We start from the raw sequence: 22,622 nt of genomic DNA on the forward strand, positions 1-22,622 counted from the left end.
TGAAAAGGCCCCGACTTTCGCCGGGGCCAGATGCTACTCAGTTGAAAACGAATTCGGGTTGAGCCGGCTCAATGCCGGGGTACTTCATGCCCATGTTGACCTCACTGACACGCCCCTGGCTGATCCTGAAGAATGCCGCCATGTCATGCTGGCACATTCCCGTGTCCGACAACGTCTTGATCTTGGCCGCCATTTCCGGCCTGACAGGAGGTGATCTCCGCCTGCGCGGCATGGGGATGATGTCCGTATTTCCAAGGCTTTTTCTCCTTCGAGTGCGGACCTCGCACTTGTCCCGAAGAAGGGAAGTCGTGGCAAACCCTGGATTCTGCCAGGCTAGAAACCGGCGCCGAACCTATAGGTGAGGCGTGCCATGACGGCGTCGGCTCGAGCCTTGACCTTGAAAGTTTCGGGATTGGAGCCGAGCGAGCCGTCGTCGAACACGTTGTTCCCGGTTCTGGTCTTCGAACCGAGATCGATATGCGTGTAGTCGACGCCAAGCACAAGCTTGTCGGTCAGGGCGTAGTCGATTCCCGCGCCGACCGCATAGCCGTTCTGCCATCCGCTTTGCTCGTAGCCGACCCCTTGGGCCAGGGTACAACAATCATAGGCCCTGAAGCTTACTTCACCGCCGGCATAACCGCCCTTGGCATAAACCATGAATCGATCGAAGGCATAGCCAACCCGGCCAACCACCGTCGCGTAATGCTTCAGCTTGCCGGTCTCGGTGTCGCTGAGCGGAAAGTAGGGGCTGGTGATCGTCTTGTCGATTCCGGTTGCGGTCCAGCTCGCCTCGCCGCCGAGGACGAACTGGTTCCACTGGGCCTGGTAGCCTATGTGCGCGCCACCGGCGACGTTTGTATCGTTGAAATTGAACGTCGATCCCGCTCCGCCGGTATCGGTGTAGAATCCGCCATCCGGCTGCTGTGCGTCCGTCGCCTTGATGTGGCCATTGGCCACGCCGATATGCGCGCCGGCGTAGAAGCCGCTCCAATCATAGGCGGACCCCGCGACCGGACCAGCCATGTCCGCAGCCGAAGCAGCGGTCGCACCAAGCCCGGCCATCGCGGCAATTGCGATAAATCTCTTCATGGACGTGCTCCCCAACATAAAAACCCAGATAGACTATATTTATATTCATGTACGGAGTCTGTGATAAAATAGACGCACTATTGTTTGAACTTGTATTTACATCTTCTTTGAAAGAAGGAGCTAATATAAGGGCTTTCGGCGAAGTGTCCGCGACTGACCAGTGCCTGCGGGCCTTCAGATATGCTCACGCTTGTCGAGGACGGATTTTCCTTGGATCCTCTTCATCTGGCAGCCGACTTGCAAAGCACCGTTATTCACCCGCAGCGACATCACCCGGTGCCCAAGAGAAATCGTGCTCGCCTTCATAGTCGATCAACGCCGTGGTTCTGGGGATGAACTCCGCAAGAAGTCGGCGCAATTCGGGAATGTCCCATTGGCCGTCACCAAGTCCATAAGGTGCTTCCCGATCGCCTCGTAGCGATCGACATTGAATCTATCGAAAAACGCACGGCTGGCGCTTTGGACGCGCGGGCCCTCGTCCAGCACGAGCATTGGTTCGGCGACGGTGTCCACGAGCCGCGCCCGCCTGGTTGCCGCACGAGCCTTGGCCGATGAGGCGAGAGGTGGGCCGGGCGCGCTGAAAGAGCTCACGCTCCGAAAGCGCTCATCATCGTCTTGGAGAGCTTCGCGCAGCGGCCCGGCTTCACATCGCCCGCTTTCAGCGGCACGCCCTTGCCGGCGGCGACCGCCGGTTCGTACCAGGCGCGCAGCGCCTGGTCGGCCGCGCAATAGCCCCAGTTCACCAGGTCGACCGTTTCTTCGCTGCCCAGGAAATGCAGCGCGGTGGCGATATCCGCCGGCGCGGTGGCGGCGGTCTGCACGAAAGCCGGCTCGGTCGCGCCCGGGCTGCTGGCGATCGACCAGAAGACGCCGCGCGTCGCCGCATAACCGGGCCGGGTCGCGTCATCGGGCAGGCCGCGCTCGTCGGCGTCCTTGGCGGCCTGGAAACGCGCCACGAGATCGCGGCGCCGCAGCGAGCGCACCTGGTTGTCGGTGGTGTCGAGGACGCGCTTCAACTGCGAGAACCAGTTCCAGTAGCCTGCCCTGGAGGCCCGCCAGGGCGCGCCGGCATCGCTCACCAACAGCCAGCGGCAGCGCTTCAGCGCCGGCTCGATGCCGTGATTGTCGTAGACGCCGCCATCGGTCAGAACGGCACGGGAAGGCGGCACTGGCGCGCCGACCGAGGGGTCGAGCTTGTCATTGTCCCAGGCGAAGGGCGTGAGGTCGAGCCGGAGCGGCGACAGGAAGGGCGGGAAGGCCGACGAGGCGGCGATGGCGCGAGCCACCGGCAGGTCGGCATGATAGGCAAGGCCGATGCGGTAATCGGCGATGTAGCGCCGCGACAGGCGAAACAGCGAACCGGTGTCGAGATTGCTGGAGCAGAAGACGAACCAGGGCTTTTCCGGCAGGCTTTTCAACGTCGGCCGGGAGCCGTTGAACAAATCTCGCTCATAGCAGGCGGCGACTTCGCGCGCGGCGCTGGAAAACGGGTTGAGCAGGCCCTTGAAGATCGACGGCGCGTCGAGGAAGACCTGCGAGAATTTCAGTATCCTGTCGAGATAGATCTCGAAATTGGTGGCAACGCCGCCCGTGAAAATGAAGCGGGGCCAAAGCACCGCGAGAAGCCCGGCCGCGATCGAGCCGCCCGAGACCGAACTCACCATGTCGAGCCTTTCGAGCAGTCCGGCTTCGTTCAGGCGGCAGAGCGTGCCGGCATGGAACAGCATGGCGCGGTAGCCGCCGCCCGACAGGCAAAGGCCGAGATCGTAGCGCTCGGCCTTGATGTCGGTCACCGCAAGCGCTGGGTCGTCCATAAGCTCTCCCGTCTCGCCGGGCCATACGAACCGGACCCCGGCGCGTCGGACGCGGCTGTTGCCCCCAGATCAACGCAGCGCGGCCATTCTGGCAAGCGGCGGAATCGCGGACCTTCCATCCGCCGATCTTCCCTTCGGGGGAGGGAGACGGGCTGCGTTATCCCGAACCTGTTGGCCGGCACTCCCCGCGCGCCCGGCCGCGGCGCGGAACAGGCCACGTTCATGGGGGGTCGTGTCCAGGTGCTCCGCGCTCATGGTGAAGCAAGCCGCAGGTTAAGCTGGGGGCCGTTTGACAAGCCGGCTGGTCTCGCCGAAACATTGGCCGGTTTCGTGCCGCTGGAGGAGCGGCGGGATGGTGGGCTTGCCGGTTATCCAGAACATCGCGCCGGGCGCGTCTGTGCATTTGTCGACCAGCTCGCTGCCTGAGCGCGACCGGCTGGGCATCTGGCTCGAACTCTACGGTCACAAGCTGTTCAACCTGGAGATCGATCCCTTCGGCAAGGATCCGTTCCGGGCCGAGGTGACGTTGCGGTCCCTGCCGGGAATCAGCCTGTCCGCCGGCAGCCGCAGCGATGCCCACTATCGCATCAGGGGCCGCCACCTGAAGAACGCCACCGACATGGTCATGCTGATTGCGGTGCTCGCCGGTCGCGGCCACTCCGCGCAACGGAACCGCGAGGCGCTGACCTTGCCCGGCCAGGCGGTGATGATGCTGACCAGCGAGCCCGCCACCCACACGCTGGTCGAAGCCGGCCGCTATCTTAGCCTCTACATGCCGCGGGCTTCGCTGGCCGCGATCGCACCCGGCTTCGAGCGGCATCTCGTCCGGTCCATCGACGCGGGCCGCGGGGCGCTGCGCCTTCTCGTCGACTACATGCGGATGATCGGCGGCGCCGGCACGCTTGATTCACCAGGGCTTCGACACTCGGTGGCCACCCATGTCCAGGATCTTCTGGCGCTGACGCTCTCGGACGAGGGCGACGCCGTCGAGATAGCGCGTGGCCGGGGCCTTCGCGCCGCACGGCTGCAGGCCGTCATGGCCGACATCGCCGCCAATCTCCATGTGCCCGGCCTTTCGGCCGAGGATGTCGCAAGGCGCCAGGCCATCACGCCGGATTATGTCCGGAAGCTCTTTCGCGGGCAGGGCACCAGCTTCGCCGACTATGTCCTCGACCAGCGCCTCCTCGCCGTGCACCGGGCGCTCCGCGACCCGCGCCTGGTCGGGGTCCATGTCGGTGCTCTCGCCTACGATGCCGGCTTTGCCGATATCTCCTACTTCAACCGTCGCTTCCGCCTGCGCTTCGGCGCGACGCCGACCGATGTCAGGCAGGCGGCGCTAGTGGCCCGCTGACGGCCGGCGCGCCACCCTTCTGCAACAGTTCCCGTGAAGCGCCTGCAGTCGCGCCGGGTCCAAGGCGCGGTCGCGCCGGTTCCAAGCCGGCCGCCGGCTCCTCGCTTATGGTCCGGCCGATCTGAAATCATGCGGGGGCAGCTATGCGGTATCGCAATTCCATTTCCAGCCTGGGCTTCGCGCTCGCTTGCGCGGCGGCGGCCATTTTCGCCGGTGGGCCGGCCGCGCGCGCGGCCGACGCCCAGGCCGTCCCGGGAGCGTTCGACTGGAGCGGCTTCTATGCCGGCGTGAACGCCGGCTACGGCTGGGGGACGACCGACACGCATCTGACGCTCGCGAACCAACCCTTTGAATACAGCCAGGGCCTGGGCAACCTCATCGGCGGCATCCAGGCAGGCTACAACGTCCAGAACGGCGCCTTTGTCTTAGGCGTCGAAGCCGATTTGCAGTACTTCCACGACTCCTCGCTGATCAACACCGTCAACAACACGACGAATTTTCCCGATGAGACCAGCTATGATGCGCTGGGCACGGCCCGTATCAGGGCGGGCTACGCCTTCTCGAACGCCCTGGTCTATGCGACCGCGGGCCTTGCCGTGGCGAAGGTCGCCAACAGCTGGCGGGATGTTCCTCTTTCGATGGACTTCAGCAAGTCCGATCTGCTCGCCGGCGCGGTCGTGGGCGCGGGCCTCGAATATGCCATCGACCGCCACTGGTCGATCAAGAGCGAGTATCTCTACGCCGCCTTTGGCGAGCGGACCGCCGCCTTGCCGATCCACAACGCCACCGACAACGTCAAGTGGCAACGATCTCCAGAGTGTTCGCCTCGGCCTGAACTACCGTTTCTGACCTGTGGACGGTGCTGGGCATACTGGTAATGCTGCATCAGCGGCGGAGACGGCCGCGCCACCGTCCATCTTCGCTTGTCGGGGAGACCGGCAACTCCATCCTCACAGCTCCTTCTCCGCCAGTTCCCTGAACCCGTCGGGCACCGAGCGCGGGCCTTCCAGCGCCACCGTGCCGTAGCCGACGGCTTCCTTGCCGAAGCGCCGGCGGATCTTGTCGATGGCGCGGTCGGCGTCGAAGCGGGCGAGGCCCTTGCGGCTGCCGGGCTTGAGCTTCTCGTCGGCCAGGCCGAGCGGCAGTTCGAGCTGCAGATCGTGCGTCTCCTCCAGATGCGAGACGGAAATGGCCAGCAGCGTGATGTCGCGCTCGCGCGGATGGGCGGCCAGTATCCCGCGCACAAGCTCCCCGGCGATCTCGGCCAGCATCGCGGTTGCCTGGATCGGCTGGTCGAGCGTGATCGAGCGGGTGACGGCGCGCATGTCGGCGAAGCGCACGCGCACCGTCACCGTGCGCCCGGGCCGGTCCTTGGCGCGCAGGCGGCTGGCGACGCGGTCGGCCAGATGCAGCAGCGTCGGAACGACGACGCGCGGCACCGCCGGCTTCCTGCCCAGCGCCGATTGCGCGCCGGCCGAGATCGCGCGGCGATGTGTCTGCAGCTTGCGCGGGTCGCGGTTCCAGGCGAGCGCGGCGAGCTTCCGGCCGGCGGCGTGGCTGATCAACCGCTCCAGCGCGCCGCTGTGGGTGCGTGCCAGCTGGCCGATGGTCTCGACGCCGATCTCGGCGAGCTTCGCTTGGGTCGCCGGGCCGACGCCCCACATCAGCGTGACGGGCAGGTCGTGCAGGAATTCGAGCTCGGTGCCGGGCTCGACCACCACCAGCCCGTCGGGCTTGGCCACCTGCGAGGCGATCTTGGCGAGATGTTTCGTCCGCGCCACGCCGATCGAGATCGGCAGGCCGAGCTCGGCCTTCACGCGGTGACGGATTTTGCGCGCGATCTCGTCGGGTGGGCCGAAGAGGTGCGTGCAACCGGCGACGTCGGCAAAGGCCTCGTCGATCGAGATGCGTTCGACAACCGGCGTGAAATCGTCGAGCACCTTGATGGCGGCGTCGCCGAGGCGCTGGTACTCGGAAAAATGGCCGCCAACGAAGATCAGCCGCGGGCAGAGCTCGCGTGCCTTGCGGCCCGGCATGCCGCCGCGCACGCCGAACACCTTCGCCTCATAGGACGCGGCCAGCACCACGCCGCCGCCGACGGCGATCGGCTTGCCGCGCAGCGACGGGTCGAGCAATTGCTCGACCGAGGCATAGAAGGCATCGAGATCGGCGTGCAGTATGGTGGCGGGCGCGGCGTTGTTCGTGGCGGCCATCGCGAGCTCCCACGGCCGTTGGTGTGGCGTTGCAGCATTAGCTGTGTCTGTTGCAAGGGGAATAGGCAGAACATAAAGAGAACAAAAGCGGCTCGCTGTCAAGCCGCCACGCTCGATCGCGCAAGCTGCGACTGGGAGGCGCCACCCATGGCGCCTCGTTCTTCGTTTCCAAAGCCGCGGAGCGGTCGTACCCGCTATGCCGGCTTGGCGTATTGCTCGGCGCTCAGCACCTCGATGCATTGGAACGGCTGGTTGCCTTCCACCCACGCGTCATGGCCAGGCGGGATGGTGTAGGAACTGCCGGCCTCGAAGGTCTTCTGCGTGCCATCGGTCATCCGCACCGTGATCGAGCCGGACACGACATAGCCGACATGCGAGACCTGGCAGCTGTCGGTCTTGACCACCGGCTTCACGCATTCGGACCATTTCCAGCCCGGCTGCATTTTCATCCGCCCGAGCGTATAGCCCGGCAACCGGACAATTTCGACACGCGTCTTGGCGGGCGAGCGGACCTCGTCGGGATTGTCGTGCGATTTGGATTCGAGTTTCGTCACGTTCATTGCAACTTCGGCCATGGGTTTCCCTCCCGTGCGTAAAGCGGCGCCAAACGTTGCGATCGTTGGCGACCGCAACGATATTCATATGCCATTTTATGAGTGATTACTAATGTAATTGGGGCGACAGCGGGCTCGGCCGAGCGCTGGCCTACCGTTCCTGGAGGCGGATATTCCGACCGTCGGGCGAGGGTCCCAGGCGATGTTCGGACCGAAGTCTCACCGCGTTGACGCAGAGGCCCGAGGCGCCGATTTCCATGAAACAACAACGGCTTCATTGCATTGGCTAGCAAGCCGCCGGACAAAGTCCCTTCATCGGCGGTCGACCTCGGCGTGCCCGCCATTCCTGCGATATGGCGGGCACGCCTTCTCCGAGAGCTTTCGGAGGCAGGCGAGGGAACCAGTCCGCGTCTCGCGCCGTTGACTGGGCGAAGGGACGGCGCTGGCGGAGGCCGCCATGGAAAATTTCGAACTCATCGACCTTCTGTGCGTCATCGACGCATGCGCAAGCGACCGTTCGACCGGGCGCGTCGTGCCGATGTCGAGGGCCGTCGAGGAATTGCGCGTCCTGACGGGCGATTTCGTCTCTTCGGACGAAGATGCGGCCAACGCATTGACGCAGGTTGCGCTCGAGCGCGGCTGCTCGGTGCTCTTCGACGAACGGCCCGGCGCAGACATAATCGCGTGATCTTGCAAGGCGGCCGCGCTGCCGGTTCCCGGCAAGCGTTTGGCCGTCGCGGCCGCTTCGCGCTGCCAGCTCACTTTGCCAGGGTGATCATCCGGCCCGCATACATCGCCCGGCCTCCGAGTTCGGCCGAGCAGTCCGACTTCACTGCCGAGTTTCCCGTCATGGTGACAGTATCGCCGACCAGCCGCAGGCAACTGCCCTGGGCGCTCATATCGGAGTTTCCCGTGTAGGTGATGGGGGCGTCGGGGGCGTAGATGAAACCGCTCACCACCGAGCCCGATCCGCCGTTCATCGTCAGCGCCTGCGTGTTGCCGTGCGCCTGGTAGATGGTGATGCCGGCGTAGGGGCCGCTGGTCGGCGGCGACAGGTTCACCTGCTCGTTGGCGTTGACGTAGAGCTGCGAGTTCTCCATGAGGAAGATCGTCACGCCCTGGCCGCTCAGGCTGCCGTTGCCGCCGGGCTTTATCACGACGTTGCGCATGATGTAGGTGCCCGGATTGAGCGTGATCTTTCCCGACAGGGTCTTGTCGCAATAGGTGCCCGGCGAGAGCGTCACGGTTTTGCCGTTGGGTATCGGCAGGCAAAGCGTGTAGGCCGGGGGAACGACGTCGGCCAGCGGATCGAACGAGGCATACTGGTTCTCGAGCGGCGTCCCGCAGGAAAGGGTGGCGTTGGGCGGCGTCAAGCCTTGGGTGCGGCCGACGGTCGAGACGCAAGCTGCGCCGACGACAGCCGAGCCGCCGCGGTTGACGGAGTCGGCGGCGTCCGAATTGGCCGCGATCACGCAGCCGCTCATCGACACATTGGTGGAGCCCTGCATGTTGACCGCGTTGTCGGCGTGCTGGTCGAGCGCCAGCACGCAAGCCAGCGCGCCGGGCTTGACCCTGACCGAGGCACTCCGTGTCGCCTGCCAGGGCGGCATGGCGCCCAGGAAGGCCGGCCGGCTGATGCTCGACGAGGTCTTGATGAAGTAGGCGCTCGGATCGCCGCTGGCATTGGCCTGGAAGGCCGCGAGGCTGCCCGAAAGCTCCTGCGCATCGCCGGCGCTCATATTGGCCGCGAAATATGTCTGGCCGAGTTGCAGCATGTCGGCCGCCGACATGCCCGGCTGGTACTTCGTGCCGATCGCAAGGCTGGCCGCGTCCAGCGAATTCTGCAACTGGGCGGCGTCGTCGCTGGTGCCGATGAGGTTGATGGAAGCCGCCAGGCCAAGCATCACCGGCACCACGGCTACCGCGGTCGCGACCGCGAAATTGCCCCGTCTTGAAGTCCAGAAACGCGCAAACATGGAAGGCCGCCCTCGTCGCATATGCGACAGTGATAGGCACGCTGTCTCTACGGGGGATTTCCAAAAAAGATAAAATGCAGAAAGTGCTAAAATATACGGTTTTACTGATAGTTACATCTTAGGTCTGAAAGATGGTGGGCCTTAAGTCTTAGTGCGTGCGGCGCAAGACGGGGGTGGGGACACGCTGCGGTCCTAACGACGCAAGTCGAGCGAAAAAATTAGGCATTCGTTCACATCGCAATGGTGACGTCACCGCTGGGATATCGCGGGTGCACATGGCAATGGCCTTTTCAGGTCGGAACTTTCGAGACATTTTTTCGCGACTGACCGCTCGACGCTTTTGCAACGGCAAGGGCGGCAATGTCGCGACCATCTTCGCGTTCGCCCTGCCGGTCGTGATCGGCGGCGCAGGGCTCGGCGTCGAGACCTCCTATTGGTACTATTCAAGCCTGAAGCTGCAGGCGATCGCCGACGCGGCCGCCTATGCCGGCGCGCTGGAGAAGATCGCGGGCTCAGACACCGCCACCATCACCGCCGCCGCCGCCTCGTCGGCGGCCTCGAACGGGCTGGGCGGCGGCACCATCGTCGTCAACACGCCGCCCACCTCGGGGCCGAACACGGCCAAGAAAGCGGTGGAGGTGATCCTCAACCAGAACCTCGACCGCATGTTCACCTCCATCTTCACCGAGACCAAGGTGCCGGAGAAGGCGAGGGCGGTGGCGTTGATCAACGATGCTTCGAAGGCCTGCGTGCTGGCGCTGAATCAGTCGGCTTCGCAGGCGGCGCTGTTTTCCGGCAGCACCAGCGTCAAGCTCACCGGCTGCTCGGTCATGTCGGATTCGATCGCCAATGACTCCATCAAGGTGCAGGGCTCCGCAGGGCTGCAGACCGATTGCCTCATCACCGCGGGCGGGGTCGTTCTGAACAATCCCGTGACCACGGTCTGCAAGTCGCCGATCACCCAGGCCTTGCCTGCGGCCGATCCGTTCTCCAGCGTGCCGGCGCCCGCGGCGACCAACCCATGCAAGAGCGTCAACGGCAACAAGACATCGCAGACGCTGCAACCCGGCACCTATTGCAGCGGCATGAGCCTCAACGGCAACGTCACGCTTTCCCCCGGCGTTTATGTCGTTCAGGGCAGCATGAAGATCAACGCCAACGCCGTCGTCTCGGGCAGCGGCGTCACCATCTTCATGTCCGGCAGCAACACCGTCAGCATGAACGGCAACGCCACCGTGACGCTGAGCGCGCCGACCTCGGGTACCTATTCCGGCCTGCTGTTCTACGGCGACAGGACGGGGACCGCGGCGCAGAGCACCTTCAACGGCACGGCGAACTCGCTCCTGACCGGCGCCATCTATTTTCCTCGGCAGCAGGTCAACTATCTCGGCAACTTTTCCGGCGTGAACGGCTGCACGCAGGTGGTTGCCGACACCATCCAGTGGTCTGGAAATTCGACGATCAACCAGAATTGCTCCAGCCTCGGGATGAAGGACATTCCGGCCGCCCAGTCGGTTGCGGTCGTCGAGTAGAGGCGATGAGGGGGGCGGCAATCCGTTTCGGCAGGGACCGCGCCGGCATCGCCGCGGTGGAGCTTGCTCTGGTCATGCCGGTGCTGTGCGCTGTTCTTCTGGGCATTATCGACGGCTGGTCCTATGTCAGCAGCTCGCTGGCGATGCGGGCAGGAGTGAAGACCGCGGCCAATCTGGTCATGGCGGGCGGAACCGACGACAGCGCCACCCAGGCCGCCGCGCTGGCGAGCTGGGACAACAAGCCCGCTGACGCGGCGGTAGCGGTGACCCGAACCTACCAGTGCGGAACCACCGTCGTGACCTCGACCACCATCTGCAGTGGTTCGAAGCTGCCCTCGGTCTTCGTCCAGATCCAGGCCTCGGCCACCTGGGATCCTCCCTTCAGCTTCGGTCCCTATCCGGACAACACCGCCATCGGCCATCTGCAGGTGGTCCGTGTCCGCTAGGCAAAGACCTTGGTCATTTGCCGGCGACCGATCCGGCGGCGCCGGTATCGAATTCGCGCTGGTCGCGCCGTTCCTCATCATGATCCTGTTTGGCGTCTTCGCCTTCGGCTGGTCGATGAACACCATATCGAGCGTGCGTTATGCGCTGGAGGCCTCGGCGCGCTCGCTGCAGCTCAACAACACGTTGAAGCAGGCCGACATCCAGACGATCGCCACGCAGAAGCTGCAGGCGCTCGGCATGCAGAATGTCAGCGTCACCATCACCACCGATCCGCCGAGCGGCGGCTTCACCATGGCCCATGTGAACGCCAGCTACGCCTTCGTCATCAGCTTCCCCTATTTCAGCGATTATCCGATCAACTACACCACCTCCGTGACCGTGCCGCTGGTCAGCGGCTAGAGCAATTCCAGGAAACCGCAAGCGGTCAGGCCCGGCGGCGGACGTGGCATCAGTGCGCTATCTTAGAAATCTCTAAAGTCGCAAGTCTGGCTCCAGCCCGGAATGCTAGGAATTTGCTGTTATCCATATCAGGAGCGCAGCCATGACCTCTGTTGTTGGAAGCCAGCACGGCACCAGCCTGGTGCATCATCCGGGTAAAACCCGTGTTTCGTCGGAGGCCTTCCCAGGTAACAGTGCCGAAAGCATTGGCCATCTTGCAAAGGCCTCGGTTTCCGAGACGGATGCCGACGACCCGAGCGCGCAAGGAAAGGCCGCGTCCCGGATCGCCCGGATGGATCTGACGGCGCTTTCCCCGACCGGTTCAGGTGGTCAGGAGCCAGACGCCGGGTCAGACACGGGAACGGACGCCGACGGCACGAAGCTTTGACACCTTCGGTTCAACGGACAGGGACATAGCTCGGCCTCAACGGCCACGGCGCCGCGCAATCCGGGCGGCGCCGCGGGGACTCTCCTGAAATCGTTTTGGCTGTGCCTAGCAGCCTTCCGTCGTCGTTTTCATCTGGCCGGGAGCGTTCGATTTGGCACTCGTGTCCTGCTGGCCGGGCGCTGCCTGCTTCGCGCTGCCGGCCTGCTGCCCAGGCGCGCAATCCTTTGCCGAATTCGAGTTGGTTGATTTCGTCGTGGTCTGGTCCGTGTCCTGGCTACTGGGCATCGTCGTAGTGGTGGACGATGACGACGAGGACTGGGCTGTGGCCAGACCGCAAGACAAAGCAACAAAGGCGGCAGTGAGAAGAATTCGGTTCATGATGACTGTCCTTCTGGCAATGTCCCTTCGCTTTTTTAACCCTGGCCGCCGGACAGGGTTCCGATGATGCACATATTCACGATTGCGGGAAATTCGCGGTTGCAACTACCCCTGGGACCATGGTCCGGCGGGACAAGGGCCCTCATTGTTCCAAACGGCCCAAGCGCGCTCGGCCTTTTTTATTTCTATTGAATTTCAATTGGTTAAAGCGATTTCTTGCGGAAATTTGCGGACGCCGGCGGGCCTGCTCTCATTTGGCGACCGCAATTGACTAAAGTTTATCTCCCACCGTTAGGAAATTCTCATAAGAGGCTACCTAGCGGTTGGGCATGGTGAAGATTCATCTGCGGAGAAGCACAATGACATTGCGAAAGACACTTCTGGCATCGCTTGCCGTTCTGGCGCTCGCGGCAGCCCCGGCGCTTGCCGGCGCAGGCGGCAACGGCCATGGCGGCGGCAATGGCAATGGCGGCAACGGAAACGGTGGCGGCAACGCTGGCAGCAACGGCAACAGCGGCGCAACGCACGGCAATTCGGCCTCGGCCCCGGGCCACAACAAGGGCACCGACACCGCGTCGGACGACAGCTCGCCCGACAACACGACGACCGCCGCCACGCCGAACGAGCAGAACATTCACGCCAAGCTCGGGCGGCTGAATTCGTTGCAACGCAACATCAACGCCTACATGCATTCCAAGAGCAAGAAGTTCGCCGGTGTCCAGGCCTATGTGACGCAGGCTGCGGCAGCCCAGAACGCGCAAGCCGCGCTTGACGCGGCAAACGCCAAATTGGCCGCCGACCAGGCCACCCTGGCGGGTCTCCAGGCACAGCTGGCCACGGCGCAGGCGGATCCCACCACTCCGCCCCAGACGATCACCGACCTCGAAAATCAGATCGCCGCGCTGACTACGACGATCAGCACCACCGACGCCCAGGCGATCACCGACGCGCAGACCGCGGTTGCCAATAACCCGCCGCCCACGGACGCCTCCTTGGATACGGCCCTCGCCGACATGGCGAACAAGCCGGTCGATCAGGAGGTGACGAACTGGGCTAAGGGCGTGCTGGCCGGCAAGATCGACCAGGCGGCGGCCGCGATGACGACGCCGTAAAGGCCGGTTGGCCGACCAGGGGTGCCGGGTGTTGCGTGCCCCGACTGGTGAATGAATGAATGCCGCCGGGCCACGCCCCGGCGGCATTCCTGCAATTGCCCTGGAGCAATTCCAGGAAAAGTGTGAGCGGTCTTCCGTTCGGAATTGCGTGAAAACAAAGAGATAGAGCGGTTCGCCGTTTCTATGAACGGTGAAAAGCTCTAGCCGGCGTGATCGATCAGGCGGGTGGCGTCGGGACGGTCCCGGCCGTGTATGCCCCCCGCGTGGTCGATGCCTTCGACCGTGATGGCGAACGTGCCGTTCTCGGTCCTGCCGATGAAGCCCTTCGCCTTGAGATACCACAGGTGAAATTCCAGGTGTTCGCGAGGGCAGCCCGACAGGCGTTCGAGCTCGTCGTCGCCGATGCCGGGATTGTTGACGTCCCGCCGACGCCGCACATAGAGAAGCGAGAGCAGATTGGCCTGGATGGCGGCGTCCCTGTCCATGCCGCCGCCGTCGCGCGCGGCCTCCGTGAGCTCGTGGCGAAGGCCGAGATGCTCGCGATAGAGGATGTCGTACTGCGCCCGCTTGACTGGATCCCTTAGCGTATTGTGGGCCTCGACGATTTCGCTGAAGCGCGATTCGTCGCCTGTTTCCCGATTGTCGGGATGGTAGCGCATAGCAAAATGGCGGAAAATCCGCTCGATCGTCTCAGAATTGGCGTTCGGGCTTATTTCCAGAACTTCGTAGTAGTCAATGAACATGTAATCCGTGCTTCCGCAATTACGGAAACCACTCCCCCGACCCGAAACATTGCCCAAATGTAGCACATATGCAAGGCGCGAGGCAGGTTCTGACACCGCCCCCGTGACAGGCCGTTTTTCCCGGGGCGACACGCCACCAGGGCTGAAAACCCAATTGTCTCAGCCCGCCCGGGCTGGAATAAACTTCGGCCTCTGCTAGGCTGGCCCGGTTTGGAATTCAGGTGGCAACCTGGATGGGGCCGACCTCAAGCCCGGCTCCTCTTTGGCTCGCCTCGAAAGAGGCGAGCCATTTTTCGCGAGGCCGCCTTGCGGCTTTCGTCCCAAGGCCTCACCGACTTAAGCGCGCCATGGCAAAGATGGCTTGTCGGATATAGACTTCACGGATTCGGGGTTTACAGAGGCATTGGGAGGACAAGCAGAATGCCACGGGTATCGGAACTCTTCTTCAGGACAGCCATCGTCTTTTTCCTTTTGGGCATCGCCATCGGCATCAAGATGGGCATTTCGGGCGACCACGGGGCTTTCCCGGCGCATGCGCATTTCAACCTGTTGGGCTGGGTCACCAGCGCCATCTTCGGCGGCTACTACGCGCTCAATCCGGCCAAGGCCGAGAAGCGTCTCGCCATGATCCATTACGGCCTATACACGCTTGGCCTCGTGGTGATGCTGCCGCCGCTCTACCTGAAATACGCCTATGGCATGGATGCCGTGGAGCCGATCCTGGGCATTGGTTCGCTGATCGTCGCCGCCGGCGTGCTGGTCTTTGCCGTTACGGTGTTCTCGTCCGCGCAGCCCGTGCGCTCGTCGGCGACTGCCAGGGCGCGCTGATCGAGGTCCTCGCTCACAAGCCCGGGCGGTCTTGCGCCGCTCGGGCTTTGCATGTCTTCGCCGTGCAATTCAAGTAAAGCGGTCAGGCTCGGTGCTTTCGCCGCAACCTTCCGCGCGGAATTGCCTCGTAACAAAGGGGCAGGGCGCCTGTTGTTTTCGTGAAACGCCAAAAACGGGAGCGTTCCGCGGCTGTCGGTTTCGGGCTCAGCGCAGCCGTGGGAACAGTCGCGCCAGCAACGTCTGGATGATGCCGTCGCGCTCGAACGGGCCCGGCAATTTGGCGGGCGACGCGGTGGCGTCGCTCGACTTGGCCTCGTCGACCACGCGGGTCTCGCCATGCACCAACAACAGCACCGCCGCGAAGTAGCCCACCTGCAGCACTACAGCGGCAAGGACCGTCCAGCCCAACGCCGCCCAGATCGAACCGGTGGACGAGAATGTCCAGCCGAGGACCACCAGAAGCGTCGCCGCCATTCCCACAAGAAACTGCGGAAAATACATTTGCCCAACCGAGCGCCGCGACCATGTCCAGCCGTCGACGATCTCGCCCATACCTCTACCCGTCATGACCCATGCACCTTTTCCGGGTGGACCGCAAGCTTGAACAATCCGTCGGCGGCCTGGTCGCACTTTCGTCCAGTCCGGGGGGACCACGGATGCAGGACTTCAGTATAAGAACCATGAGTTGCGCTGTATCGTTCCCGAAGAAACTGCATTCAAGCAAAGCTTGATGAAGCGCGACCTCAGGAAAGGCCCGGGTAGGGGCGGCTCGGTCTTCGCGCATGCTCCCGTTGCGCAAAGAAAGGCCCGCCGATCGGCGGGCCTTTACCTCATGCCGTTATCGGCTCATGCCGTTATCGTCAGGTCAGGATCAGCACGATCTTGTATGTGTCGGGGTCGACGATGACGATGCGCCCGTCGGCCAGCACGAAATACTCGTAGGATTCATAGGCAGGCACGATCTTGACGATACGGGCCGGCAGGCGGTGCAGCCGCACCTTGTGCCGCGGCACCTCGATGCCGACCGAAATGTCGAAGTTGACGTCGCGAACCGGCTCAACCTTGGTCTCGTGGATGACCTGGGTGATCTCCGTCTTCTGCTCGACCGTCACGTTGTTGATCGAGGCCGTCTTGTTCTGGTCGGTCTCCACATTGGTGTTGCCCTGAGCGTTCTGCTCGGTCTTCGTGCCCGTCTTGGCCTGAGCGTTCTGCTCGGTCTGCATCTTCGTATTGCTGCCCTGGGCGTTCTGCTGGGTGGTGGTACCGGTCTTGCCCTGAGCTTGCTGGTCGGTCTGGATCTTGGTCTTGTTCTGGGCATTCTGTTCGGTGGTGGCGCCGGCCTTGCCCTGCGCCTGCTGGTCGGTCTGGACCTTGGTCTTGTTCTGGGCATTCTGCTCGGTGGTGGCGCCGGCCTTGCCCTGGGCATTCTGCTGCGTCTGGATCTTGGTATTGTCGCCCTGGGCCTGCTGCTTCTTGTTCTTGAGCTGCGTATTGTCCTGGGCGTTCTGGTCGGTCTTGGCGCCGGCCTGGCCCTGGGCCTGCTCATCCGTCTTCATCTTCATTTTGCCTTGGGCCTGCTCCTGTGTGTTGGCGCCGGCCTTGCCCTGGGCGTTCATCTCGGTCTTCGATTTCGTCTCGCCCTGGGCCTGCCCGCCTGCCTTGCCGCCGGTCTTGCAGTCGCTCTGGCCCGAGGCGCAATTCGTGTCGCCGCTGGGCTGGACGGATTCGGTCTGCGCCATTGCAGCGCCGCAACCGACGCCGAGCGCGATCATGCTGGTGATAAGCAGATGTTTCATGGGTTTTCTCCTCGGAAAAGTCGGTCCCTTCGCTCTGGTAACCCGGTCCGAAAGCCATTGTTCCGAAATTACCGCACCGCCGCGCCGTCGACGTTTCGCGGAGAAAAGGGGCGGTCAATTTTGCTGGAACAAGGCCCGCTTGCCGGCGTTACGCTCTACGCCTACCGGCTGTGAGATCGCAGGCGCAGCGTGAGAGGCACAATTGCTCAAACAAGGAGAAGATCATGAAAATGCATCTCACAACCGCTGCCGCGGGCCTGCTTCTTTTGACCGGTATCGGCGCCGCCGCCGCTGAGGACGTCGTCATCCAGCCTGAACAGGAAACGGTCATCCGTGAATATGTGCACAAGCAGCCGCTGGCCTCGGTTAAGCTGCCCGGTGTGCAGCTCAGCATCGGCAGCGTCCTTCCCGACACCGTCGAATTGCACGAAGTCCCGAACGTCAAGTATCGTTACGTTGTCGTCGACAATCAGACCGTCGTTGTCGATCCCGGCACGCGCAAGATCGTTCAGGTCATCAAATAAGGTCCATCTGCGCTGAGTTGACGGCCTGCCGCCGGTGCGGCGGCCGTTAACTCGCATCAATTCGTCACCTGCTAATGGAACCTTCGTTTCGGGACCGCGTTGCCGCTGCTGTGTTCGCTTTGCCTCATAGTGAACACAAGCATGCGCAGGATGCGGGAATCGGGCGGCGGCGAAACAGGCACGGGTTGGGGAGGAGTCTAACCGACATGTCGAAACGAGAAATCGGAACATCCCGTTCGCTCGGGATGCGCGTGGCCGATCTGAAGGCCAGGATGCGTGACGCCCGGATCACCGAGCATGAGATGAAGACCTTCCAGAAGGTCGCTGCCATCATGGGGGGCGGCGAGGGCTCCCTACGCATCGACGCGGACGACCTGATCGCCGCGTCTTTCGTTACCGATATGCTCGGCGAATCGACGCCGACCTGAGAACAGTTGCAAGCTGAAAATCCGCCTTGGTCCCATCGACCGTCACCTCCAGGCGACGGTCGGTCGGCTAACGGAAGCCAGACGGCCCCAGTGCCGGAGGCTGGCTGCCAGATCCTGAAACTTGCGGACAATTCCAGCGCGCGGTCGCTCAGTGCGCCGGTGGTTGCTGCGTACGGTCGCGTGCCCGGCTGCGCCGGATCCTGGCCTCTCGCAGCATCGCGACCGGATCGGCTCCGGTCCACTCGATCCCCGCCTTCCGCGCGAATACCAGGAACGCTTGCCGCGCCGTGTCGAGATCGATCTCTCCGGCTCGAGCGGCCTCGCATGCGCGTAGCGCGGATGCGTAGCTCGGACCCCGCGAAGCCAGCGGCCACTCCTTGAGGAAATTCTGCATTTCGGTGAGCGAGGCAATCTCGCGCTTGAAGCCGGCGCCAACGGCTATCGCCACGGGGGTGCGAAGTTCAATATCGCTTCTGACGTAACCTTCTTGCATGGCGGCGGCACCCCTTTACATTCCAAAGTCTTAGGGAGTTTCAAAGCCTTCCAATGCGAAGCCGAAGCAAAGGTTCCGCCGAAATCAATTAGTCATCGCTGACGGAACAACACCCCGCCGGCGGCGTTTGCCACGGGAGCTCCCATGTTCGAACCGACGATGTTTCCGCCCAGCGGAGGCAATCCGGAGCTCGCCAACGCAACAGGAGAGAAACGATGAAAACCATCCTCATTCCCGCTGTCGCCGGCCTGGCTCTGATGGCCGGCATCGGCATCGCGGCCGCGGACGAGGTGATCGTCACGCCCGAGCAGCAGACCGTGGTCAAGGAGTATGTCCACAAACATCCGATCGCCTCGGTCAACGTGCTCGGCCTCGAGCTCGGCGTCGGCTCGACAGTGCCTGACACCGTCGAGCTGCAAGAGGTTCCGGCCGTCAAGTATCGCTATGCGGTCGTCAACGACCACACGGTCCTGATCGACCCCGGCACGCGTCGTGTGATCCAGGTGATCCAGTAACATTCTGGCCCCGTAGAGCCCGATCCCGCGCCCCGACATAGGGACAGGGATCGGGCTCTTCCCGCCAAAACGCAAAACGCCTAAGGTATACAGCGGAAAGGTATACAGCGGTTTGGGAGGCAACGAAGCAAGGAGTCGTTGCCATGCATCATCCACATGTTGAATCGCCCGACATTGCGCGCCAGGTCGACAAGCTGCTGGCCGAGCGCGGCGACGGGCTACTGTCGGTCAAGCAGGCAATAGCGCTGTTGCGCGAACGGACCCAGACCGAGCGTTCAGATGCCGACCTGGCCGGGCTGATCGTCAAGAAGGCCGCGCATCTCGGCATTACCGTGCTCTCGGAGGATCGCTGAGCCTCGCCTAGTCTTGCCTCAAGAAGCGCCTGATCTTGCCTCAAGAAGAGTTTGTGCGCTGCGTCAACACCCAAGACGCGGAGCGAAATTTCCGCTAGTGTTCGTACCGGGGTACCCGTCCCAACCTAAGGAGGCGACAGTGACGGACGACAGGCACGAACGCATTCGCCAGCGCGCGCACGAGATCTGGGAGCAAGCCGGCAGGCCTGAGGGCGCGCACATAGAGCATTGGGATCGGGCGACGGCCGAGATCGATGCGGCAGGCAAGCCGAAGGCGAAGACCCCGAAGAAGGCGGCTGCCGCCAAGGTAGAAAAGCCGAAACCTGCCAAGGCGGAAAAGCCCGCCAAGGCCCCCGCCAAGGCAAAGGCGGCCAAGCCGAAAGCCAAGGCCTGAACCATCCGGCGTCTGGCAGGCGCCAATCCTTGTTCGATCGGCCGAAAGGTGCGGGCTTCGCGCAAGGCGGTCGCCTGACCGGCGCGCTCGCCATTGCGTTCGCGGCCAGCCAAGTCGGCGGCAATGCCGGGCTGCAGTTCGGCTGTAGGATAGGCGCGCCGCCGAACCGCTAGCGCCCTCCCTGCTTGCTGGCGTATTGCGCGACGGCGCAGAGGAGGGCAAGCGCCGCGGTATCGCAGGCCGCCCGCGATGGCGACGGGCCCTTGGCGAAGAGGACCGCATCCGCGACCGGAACCGTCAGTCCGTGCTTTCTGGCAAATGAGGTGACTTCGTAGGGCTGGTCCTCGGACAGTGCGCCGATGTCGATTTGCGGTTGCATCAAACGTGTTCCTCCCTGGTATGCGTCTGATCCCTCCTTCCCAGGGGAATTAACGCCCGGCCGCTCGCTCGCGTCCACCAATTGGCGATTGTGTGAAACGATGCATTTGCCGGGGCGCCGAGCCAAGGGTTGCAAGCGGCGTGATTGTTCGCTTTCCGGCGGCCCGGAATGCCTTACCCGCTCCACGACAAGACCAGAGTGAATTCTCGACCCCAAGCCATCGCTCGACCTGGCGAAGCTAAGCCCGACCCGACCAATCGTGCTCGCATTGGGCGCAAGTTGCGCGGCCGGGATCCTGCTCTCACCAAGCATCGCTCGACCTGGCGAACCTCATCCCCGCCGCGATCATCGCGCTTTCGCATTCGCTGATCAGCCTGAGGTTATGCAGATAGCGCGCCACCGTTTCCGGCAGCCAGGCGGCGCAGGCCTCGACATAGGCGCGGCCGTGCACCAGCGTGCCGGTCGAAAGCCGCTCGTCCCTCTCGGCGATCACTTTCAGATATTGCCGGATGAAGCGGATGTCGTCGGCTATGTCCTGGCTGGCCATGCGCCAGGCGCCGGCGAGGCGCTCGCGCTCGGCGAGCGGTAGCGGCGACAGCAAGGGGCGGGAGAGGTCGGCAAAGGCGGCATGGTTCGCGGTGTTCAAGCAAGTCCCCTCGAAAGAAGGGAATTATCGTACTTTATGTACGAAAAGCGGTCAAGCATGCTTCGTACAATTTGAACGATAAACCTGGCTTGAGACGAAGATCAGGCGATCCGCATGGTAAAGCCGTCGAGCTGCACGCCGATTTCGCCAAGCGCCTGTCCCAGAACCGACTGGACCATTTCATGCCTGTCCGGCCTGAGCAGGCTCAAGCCCTTTCGCAAGGCCTCCCGCCAGGCATCGCCGCGTTCCCACGCTTCCGCGAAGGCATGCGCGAGGTCGTCCCTTCTGCGCGTTGTATCCAGCGCCTCGACCAGCAAGCTCACCTGGTGCAGATCCTTTTCCCGCTTGGCGGCGCCGCTTCGCTCGCGGCGCGCCGCCACGATCAGCTTGTGGACGGCGAAGCGTTCGGGCGAGGGGACAAGCACCGGCACGCCGGAACGATGCAGCAGCACCGTCCGCACCGGATCGCGGATCAGGAAATCGAGGAAGCGCAGCGGCTGCGCCGAAGCGCCGCCGAGCGAGGGCATCGGGCTGGCGCGATCAGCATGATCGTCGCTGCCGCGGTTCGGCGTGAGGAACTCGATCCGGTAGCGCGAGGCGTTCTCGTACTGCGTCGTGCGGCCGGCATCGGTCCGGTGCGGGATTTCGCGAAACGTTTGGTCGACGGCCTTCAACACGTCGATGACCGGCGGCATGCTGTCCTCCACTTCGGTCGAAACGGAATGGAACTGCGCGAAGTCGGCATCGCCCGTCTGCAGCGCGGCGCCCGGAAGGCGCACACCCAGATATCCGGCATAGGTCTGGAACGCGACCGTGCCGACAAGCACGGCGCGCAGGCGGAAGAGGCCAGCCTTCTCCAGCGCCTCGACGACATCGCCGGTGAAAGATTCGGGTGCGCTCAGGCCGGCATCGCGGACAAGCGTGGAAACCAGCTTGCGGCGGCTCCTGAGATCGTCCTTGATCTCCCTGAAGGCGGCGACCCGCGTGGCGATCTCGGAATCCGCGGCGGGACCGACATAACGCCTCGTTTTTTCGGGACGGGTCTCCTCGAAATACCAGTAGTCGCGGCCTTTCACCGGCACGCGCACGAAATTGCCCGCCGTCGAGAAATCGGTCTCGAAGGAAGCATCCAGGCTGCGCTGCACAAGCTCGGCGTAGACTGTGCGGTAGGTGAGGTCGATGGTCTTCATCGGCGCTGTCGGTTCGTGCGTTATAAGATTCTTGCGAGTTTCTTATAATCGCGTGCCGCCAGCCCGATTGCAAGGGTGTTATAAGAAACCATTGAAAATCTTATAACTGCCGGCATCTCCCTTAGGGAGATGAGGCTGCCTGGCCCAATTGCCCGGCAAAAAAACACTTCCCCGACACGACAAACAGTGCTTTAACCCGGCCATCCACAGGGGTGCTCCGTAAGGTCGGGGCTGAGATGGTGGCGGCAAGCCTCCGGACCCTAAAGCTGATCTGGATAATACCAGCGGAGCGAGGCGGGCCATGTTTTCCGGCGCACAGATTTCCCTTTATCCCATGGCCGACGATTTCGTCGGCGTCATCCTTGGCGCGCTCGGCGCGCTCGATCCCTGGCGCGACAGGTTGAGGATCGAGACCGACGACATCTCGACGCTGCTGGTCGGGCCGCCTGAAGTGCTGTTTCCGGCCATGCGCGACCTGTTCGTGGCGGCGGCCAAGAGCGGCAAGCATTGCGTGCTGTCGGCCGCGGTCTCGCGCGGATGCCCCGGCGAGCCGGACGATCCGATCTGCCGCTCCGACGAGATCGGCGGCCCGGCGATCCCGCTCGAGGAACGCAAGCTTGCGGCCCTGCGCGCTGTCGAGGCGACGCCTTCGACCAGGCAGCCGGTGGCGGCGCAGTTCTCGCTCTATGTGATGGGCACCGGCGACCACATGGACGAGATCTATGGCTGCATCGATTTCCTGAAAAAGTCCGGCGTCTTTGACCGTTCGAAGAATTTCTGCACCAGGCTGCGCGGCGACGCCGGCGCCGTGTTCGCCACGCTCAACGAAGCCTTCTGCCGCTTCGGTCCCGGCGCCGGCCACGTGACCCTCGACATCACCATTTCGGCGAACAGCCCGTCCGCGGTTTGAGCAAAAGCTCGGGCTGTCGAGGAAGATGCCATGGCTGTTTCGTTTGACCCGCTGCGCGGTGAAGATATCTCCAATGCTGGCTGCGTCTCAGAAGCGGGAGCGCAACCTTCGGCGACTGGCGAAAGCGGGCG

Annotated in this window: 30 protein-coding genes and 1 riboswitch; of the genes, 16 read left to right on the plus strand and 14 right to left on the minus strand. The window is 63.4% G+C overall.

Going from position 1 to position 22,622, the window contains the following annotated elements:
* Positions 1 to 37: 37 nt before the first annotated feature.
* From ACR64R_RS04845 to ACR64R_RS04855, 3 genes are all read right to left on the minus strand, one after another.
* The gene (locus ACR64R_RS04845) at positions 38 to 193 is read right to left on the minus strand and encodes a hypothetical protein (protein WP_487360550.1); all 156 of its coding nucleotides are present in this window, start codon (positions 191 to 193) and stop codon (positions 38 to 40) included.
* 140 nt (positions 194 to 333) lie between these two features.
* Entirely contained in the window at positions 334 to 1,089 is a 756-nt protein-coding gene (locus ACR64R_RS04850; protein ID WP_487360551.1) for an outer membrane protein, read from the minus strand.
* A 587-nt stretch (positions 1,090 to 1,676) separates the two neighbouring features.
* A complete protein-coding gene (locus ACR64R_RS04855) occupies positions 1,677 to 2,903 on the minus strand; it encodes a patatin-like phospholipase family protein (RefSeq protein WP_487360552.1) in 1,227 nt (408 codons plus the stop codon).
* A 352-nt stretch (positions 2,904 to 3,255) separates the two neighbouring features.
* On the opposite strand from ACR64R_RS04855, the gene ACR64R_RS04860 reads away from it, so the two are divergent.
* Positions 3,256 to 4,254: an AraC-like ligand-binding domain-containing protein gene (locus ACR64R_RS04860; RefSeq protein ID WP_487360553.1), complete on the plus strand. Its 999-nt coding sequence runs from the start codon at positions 3,256 to 3,258 to the stop codon at positions 4,252 to 4,254.
* 143 nt (positions 4,255 to 4,397) lie between these two features.
* Positions 4,398 to 5,132 carry an outer membrane protein gene (locus ACR64R_RS04865; RefSeq protein ID WP_487360554.1) on the plus strand — a complete coding sequence of 245 codons (735 nt, stop codon included), beginning with the start codon at positions 4,398 to 4,400 and terminating at the stop codon, positions 5,130 to 5,132.
* A gap of 72 nt (positions 5,133 to 5,204) precedes the next feature.
* Here ACR64R_RS04865 and dinB read toward each other — a convergent pair whose 3' ends face one another.
* Both dinB and ACR64R_RS04875 read right to left on the minus strand, forming a co-directional pair.
* Positions 5,205 to 6,467, minus strand: coding sequence for a DNA polymerase IV (gene dinB, locus ACR64R_RS04870; RefSeq protein ID WP_487360555.1), 1,263 nt, complete (start codon positions 6,465 to 6,467; stop codon positions 5,205 to 5,207).
* A gap of 194 nt (positions 6,468 to 6,661) precedes the next feature.
* Positions 6,662 to 7,042: a cupin domain-containing protein gene (locus ACR64R_RS04875; RefSeq protein ID WP_487360556.1), complete on the minus strand. Its 381-nt coding sequence runs from the start codon at positions 7,040 to 7,042 to the stop codon at positions 6,662 to 6,664.
* 436 nt (positions 7,043 to 7,478) lie between these two features.
* On the opposite strand from ACR64R_RS04875, the gene ACR64R_RS04880 reads away from it, so the two are divergent.
* Positions 7,479 to 7,709: a hypothetical protein gene (locus ACR64R_RS04880; RefSeq protein WP_487360557.1), complete on the plus strand. Its 231-nt coding sequence runs from the start codon at positions 7,479 to 7,481 to the stop codon at positions 7,707 to 7,709.
* 70 nt (positions 7,710 to 7,779) lie between these two features.
* On the opposite strand, the gene ACR64R_RS04885 is transcribed toward ACR64R_RS04880, so the two are convergent.
* Positions 7,780 to 8,997 carry a DUF7305 domain-containing protein gene (locus ACR64R_RS04885; RefSeq protein WP_487360558.1) on the minus strand — a complete coding sequence of 406 codons (1,218 nt, stop codon included), beginning with the start codon at positions 8,995 to 8,997 and terminating at the stop codon, positions 7,780 to 7,782.
* 275 nt (positions 8,998 to 9,272) lie between these two features.
* On the opposite strand from ACR64R_RS04885, the gene ACR64R_RS04890 reads away from it, so the two are divergent.
* From ACR64R_RS04890 to ACR64R_RS04905, 4 genes are all read left to right on the plus strand, one after another.
* Positions 9,273 to 10,529: a TadE/TadG family type IV pilus assembly protein gene (locus ACR64R_RS04890; RefSeq protein ID WP_487362377.1), complete on the plus strand. Its 1,257-nt coding sequence runs from the start codon at positions 9,273 to 9,275 to the stop codon at positions 10,527 to 10,529.
* Between the two features lie 5 nt (positions 10,530 to 10,534).
* Entirely contained in the window at positions 10,535 to 10,975 is a 441-nt protein-coding gene (locus ACR64R_RS04895; RefSeq protein WP_487360559.1) for a TadE/TadG family type IV pilus assembly protein, read from the plus strand.
* Positions 10,965 to 11,375: a TadE/TadG family type IV pilus assembly protein gene (locus tag ACR64R_RS04900; RefSeq protein WP_487360560.1), complete on the plus strand. Its 411-nt coding sequence runs from the start codon at positions 10,965 to 10,967 to the stop codon at positions 11,373 to 11,375. Before ACR64R_RS04895 ends, ACR64R_RS04900 begins: the two co-directional genes overlap by 11 nt.
* A 142-nt stretch (positions 11,376 to 11,517) precedes the next feature.
* Positions 11,518 to 11,802 carry a hypothetical protein gene (locus tag ACR64R_RS04905; protein ID WP_487360561.1) on the plus strand — a complete coding sequence of 95 codons (285 nt, stop codon included), beginning with the start codon at positions 11,518 to 11,520 and terminating at the stop codon, positions 11,800 to 11,802.
* 105 nt (positions 11,803 to 11,907) lie between these two features.
* Here ACR64R_RS04905 and ACR64R_RS04910 read toward each other — a convergent pair whose 3' ends face one another.
* Positions 11,908 to 12,180 carry a hypothetical protein gene (locus tag ACR64R_RS04910; protein WP_487360562.1) on the minus strand — a complete coding sequence of 91 codons (273 nt, stop codon included), beginning with the start codon at positions 12,178 to 12,180 and terminating at the stop codon, positions 11,908 to 11,910.
* Positions 12,181 to 12,539: 359 nt separating this feature from the next.
* Between ACR64R_RS04910 and ACR64R_RS04915 the strand changes: the two genes are divergently transcribed.
* Entirely contained in the window at positions 12,540 to 13,292 is a 753-nt protein-coding gene (locus ACR64R_RS04915) for a hypothetical protein (protein WP_487360563.1), read from the plus strand.
* A 200-nt stretch (positions 13,293 to 13,492) separates the two neighbouring features.
* On the opposite strand, the gene ACR64R_RS04920 is transcribed toward ACR64R_RS04915, so the two are convergent.
* Positions 13,493 to 14,035: a J domain-containing protein gene (locus ACR64R_RS04920; RefSeq protein WP_487360564.1), complete on the minus strand. Its 543-nt coding sequence runs from the start codon at positions 14,033 to 14,035 to the stop codon at positions 13,493 to 13,495.
* A 420-nt stretch (positions 14,036 to 14,455) separates the two neighbouring features.
* Between ACR64R_RS04920 and ACR64R_RS04925 the strand changes: the two genes are divergently transcribed.
* Positions 14,456 to 14,863 carry a hypothetical protein gene (locus tag ACR64R_RS04925; protein ID WP_487360565.1) on the plus strand — a complete coding sequence of 136 codons (408 nt, stop codon included), beginning with the start codon at positions 14,456 to 14,458 and terminating at the stop codon, positions 14,861 to 14,863.
* A 204-nt stretch (positions 14,864 to 15,067) separates the two neighbouring features.
* Here ACR64R_RS04925 and ACR64R_RS04930 read toward each other — a convergent pair whose 3' ends face one another.
* Both ACR64R_RS04930 and ACR64R_RS04935 read right to left on the minus strand, forming a co-directional pair.
* Positions 15,068 to 15,430: an exopolysaccharide production repressor protein gene (locus ACR64R_RS04930; protein WP_487360566.1), complete on the minus strand. Its 363-nt coding sequence runs from the start codon at positions 15,428 to 15,430 to the stop codon at positions 15,068 to 15,070.
* Positions 15,431 to 15,723: 293 nt separating this feature from the next.
* Entirely contained in the window at positions 15,724 to 16,659 is a 936-nt protein-coding gene (locus tag ACR64R_RS04935; RefSeq protein ID WP_487360567.1) for a DUF1236 domain-containing protein, read from the minus strand.
* 224 nt (positions 16,660 to 16,883) lie between these two features.
* Between ACR64R_RS04935 and ACR64R_RS04940 the strand changes: the two genes are divergently transcribed.
* Both ACR64R_RS04940 and ACR64R_RS04945 read left to right on the plus strand, forming a co-directional pair.
* Positions 16,884 to 17,183, plus strand: a complete 300-nt coding sequence (locus ACR64R_RS04940) for a DUF1236 domain-containing protein (RefSeq protein WP_487360568.1) — start codon at positions 16,884 to 16,886, stop codon at positions 17,181 to 17,183.
* Between the two features lie 206 nt (positions 17,184 to 17,389).
* Positions 17,390 to 17,611, plus strand: coding sequence for a hypothetical protein (locus ACR64R_RS04945; RefSeq protein WP_487360569.1), 222 nt, complete (start codon positions 17,390 to 17,392; stop codon positions 17,609 to 17,611).
* 148 nt (positions 17,612 to 17,759) lie between these two features.
* Here the strand turns inward: ACR64R_RS04945 and ACR64R_RS04950 are convergent, their stop codons facing one another.
* Complete coding sequence (locus ACR64R_RS04950; protein ID WP_487360570.1) at positions 17,760 to 18,104, minus strand: DUF982 domain-containing protein; 345 nt, start codon at positions 18,102 to 18,104, stop codon at positions 17,760 to 17,762.
* 215 nt (positions 18,105 to 18,319) lie between these two features.
* Between ACR64R_RS04950 and ACR64R_RS04955 the strand changes: the two genes are divergently transcribed.
* The 4 genes from ACR64R_RS04955 (at position 18,320) to ACR64R_RS04970 (ending at position 19,539) form a co-directional block, all read left to right on the plus strand.
* Positions 18,320 to 18,619: a DUF1236 domain-containing protein gene (locus tag ACR64R_RS04955; protein ID WP_487360571.1), complete on the plus strand. Its 300-nt coding sequence runs from the start codon at positions 18,320 to 18,322 to the stop codon at positions 18,617 to 18,619.
* A gap of 143 nt (positions 18,620 to 18,762) precedes the next feature.
* Positions 18,763 to 18,972, plus strand: a complete 210-nt coding sequence (locus ACR64R_RS04960; RefSeq protein ID WP_487360572.1) for a hypothetical protein — start codon at positions 18,763 to 18,765, stop codon at positions 18,970 to 18,972.
* Between the two features lie 139 nt (positions 18,973 to 19,111).
* Complete coding sequence (locus ACR64R_RS04965; RefSeq protein ID WP_487360573.1) at positions 19,112 to 19,366, plus strand: DUF2934 domain-containing protein; 255 nt, start codon at positions 19,112 to 19,114, stop codon at positions 19,364 to 19,366.
* 29 nt (positions 19,367 to 19,395) lie between these two features.
* A complete protein-coding gene (locus ACR64R_RS04970; RefSeq protein WP_487360574.1) occupies positions 19,396 to 19,539 on the plus strand; it encodes a hypothetical protein in 144 nt (47 codons plus the stop codon).
* Here the strand turns inward: ACR64R_RS04970 and ACR64R_RS04975 are convergent.
* The 3 genes from ACR64R_RS04975 to ACR64R_RS04985 all read right to left on the minus strand — a co-directional run bounded on the left by ACR64R_RS04975 (position 19,536) and on the right by ACR64R_RS04985 (position 21,581).
* Entirely contained in the window at positions 19,536 to 19,745 is a 210-nt protein-coding gene (locus ACR64R_RS04975) for a hypothetical protein (protein ID WP_487360575.1), read from the minus strand. The genes ACR64R_RS04970 and ACR64R_RS04975 overlap by 4 nt on opposite strands.
* Before the next feature lie 301 nt (positions 19,746 to 20,046).
* The gene (locus tag ACR64R_RS04980; protein WP_487360576.1) at positions 20,047 to 20,391 is read right to left on the minus strand and encodes a hypothetical protein; all 345 of its coding nucleotides are present in this window, start codon (positions 20,389 to 20,391) and stop codon (positions 20,047 to 20,049) included.
* Positions 20,392 to 20,492: 101 nt separating this feature from the next.
* On the minus strand, positions 20,493 to 21,581 hold the full coding sequence (locus ACR64R_RS04985; protein ID WP_487360577.1) for a nucleotidyltransferase family protein: 1,089 nt from the start codon (positions 21,579 to 21,581) through the stop codon (positions 20,493 to 20,495).
* Positions 21,582 to 21,779: 198 nt separating this feature from the next.
* Positions 21,780 to 21,892, plus strand: a riboswitch (TPP riboswitch).
* On the opposite strand from ACR64R_RS04985, the gene ACR64R_RS04990 reads away from it, so the two are divergent.
* The gene (locus tag ACR64R_RS04990; RefSeq protein ID WP_487360578.1) at positions 21,883 to 22,491 is read left to right on the plus strand and encodes a YkoF family thiamine/hydroxymethylpyrimidine-binding protein; all 609 of its coding nucleotides are present in this window, start codon (positions 21,883 to 21,885) and stop codon (positions 22,489 to 22,491) included. Its footprint overlaps the riboswitch before it by 10 nt.
* The last annotated feature ends 131 nt before the right edge of the window (positions 22,492 to 22,622 follow it).

This window comes from Mesorhizobium sp. MC2-1-1, from assembly GCF_057597255.1.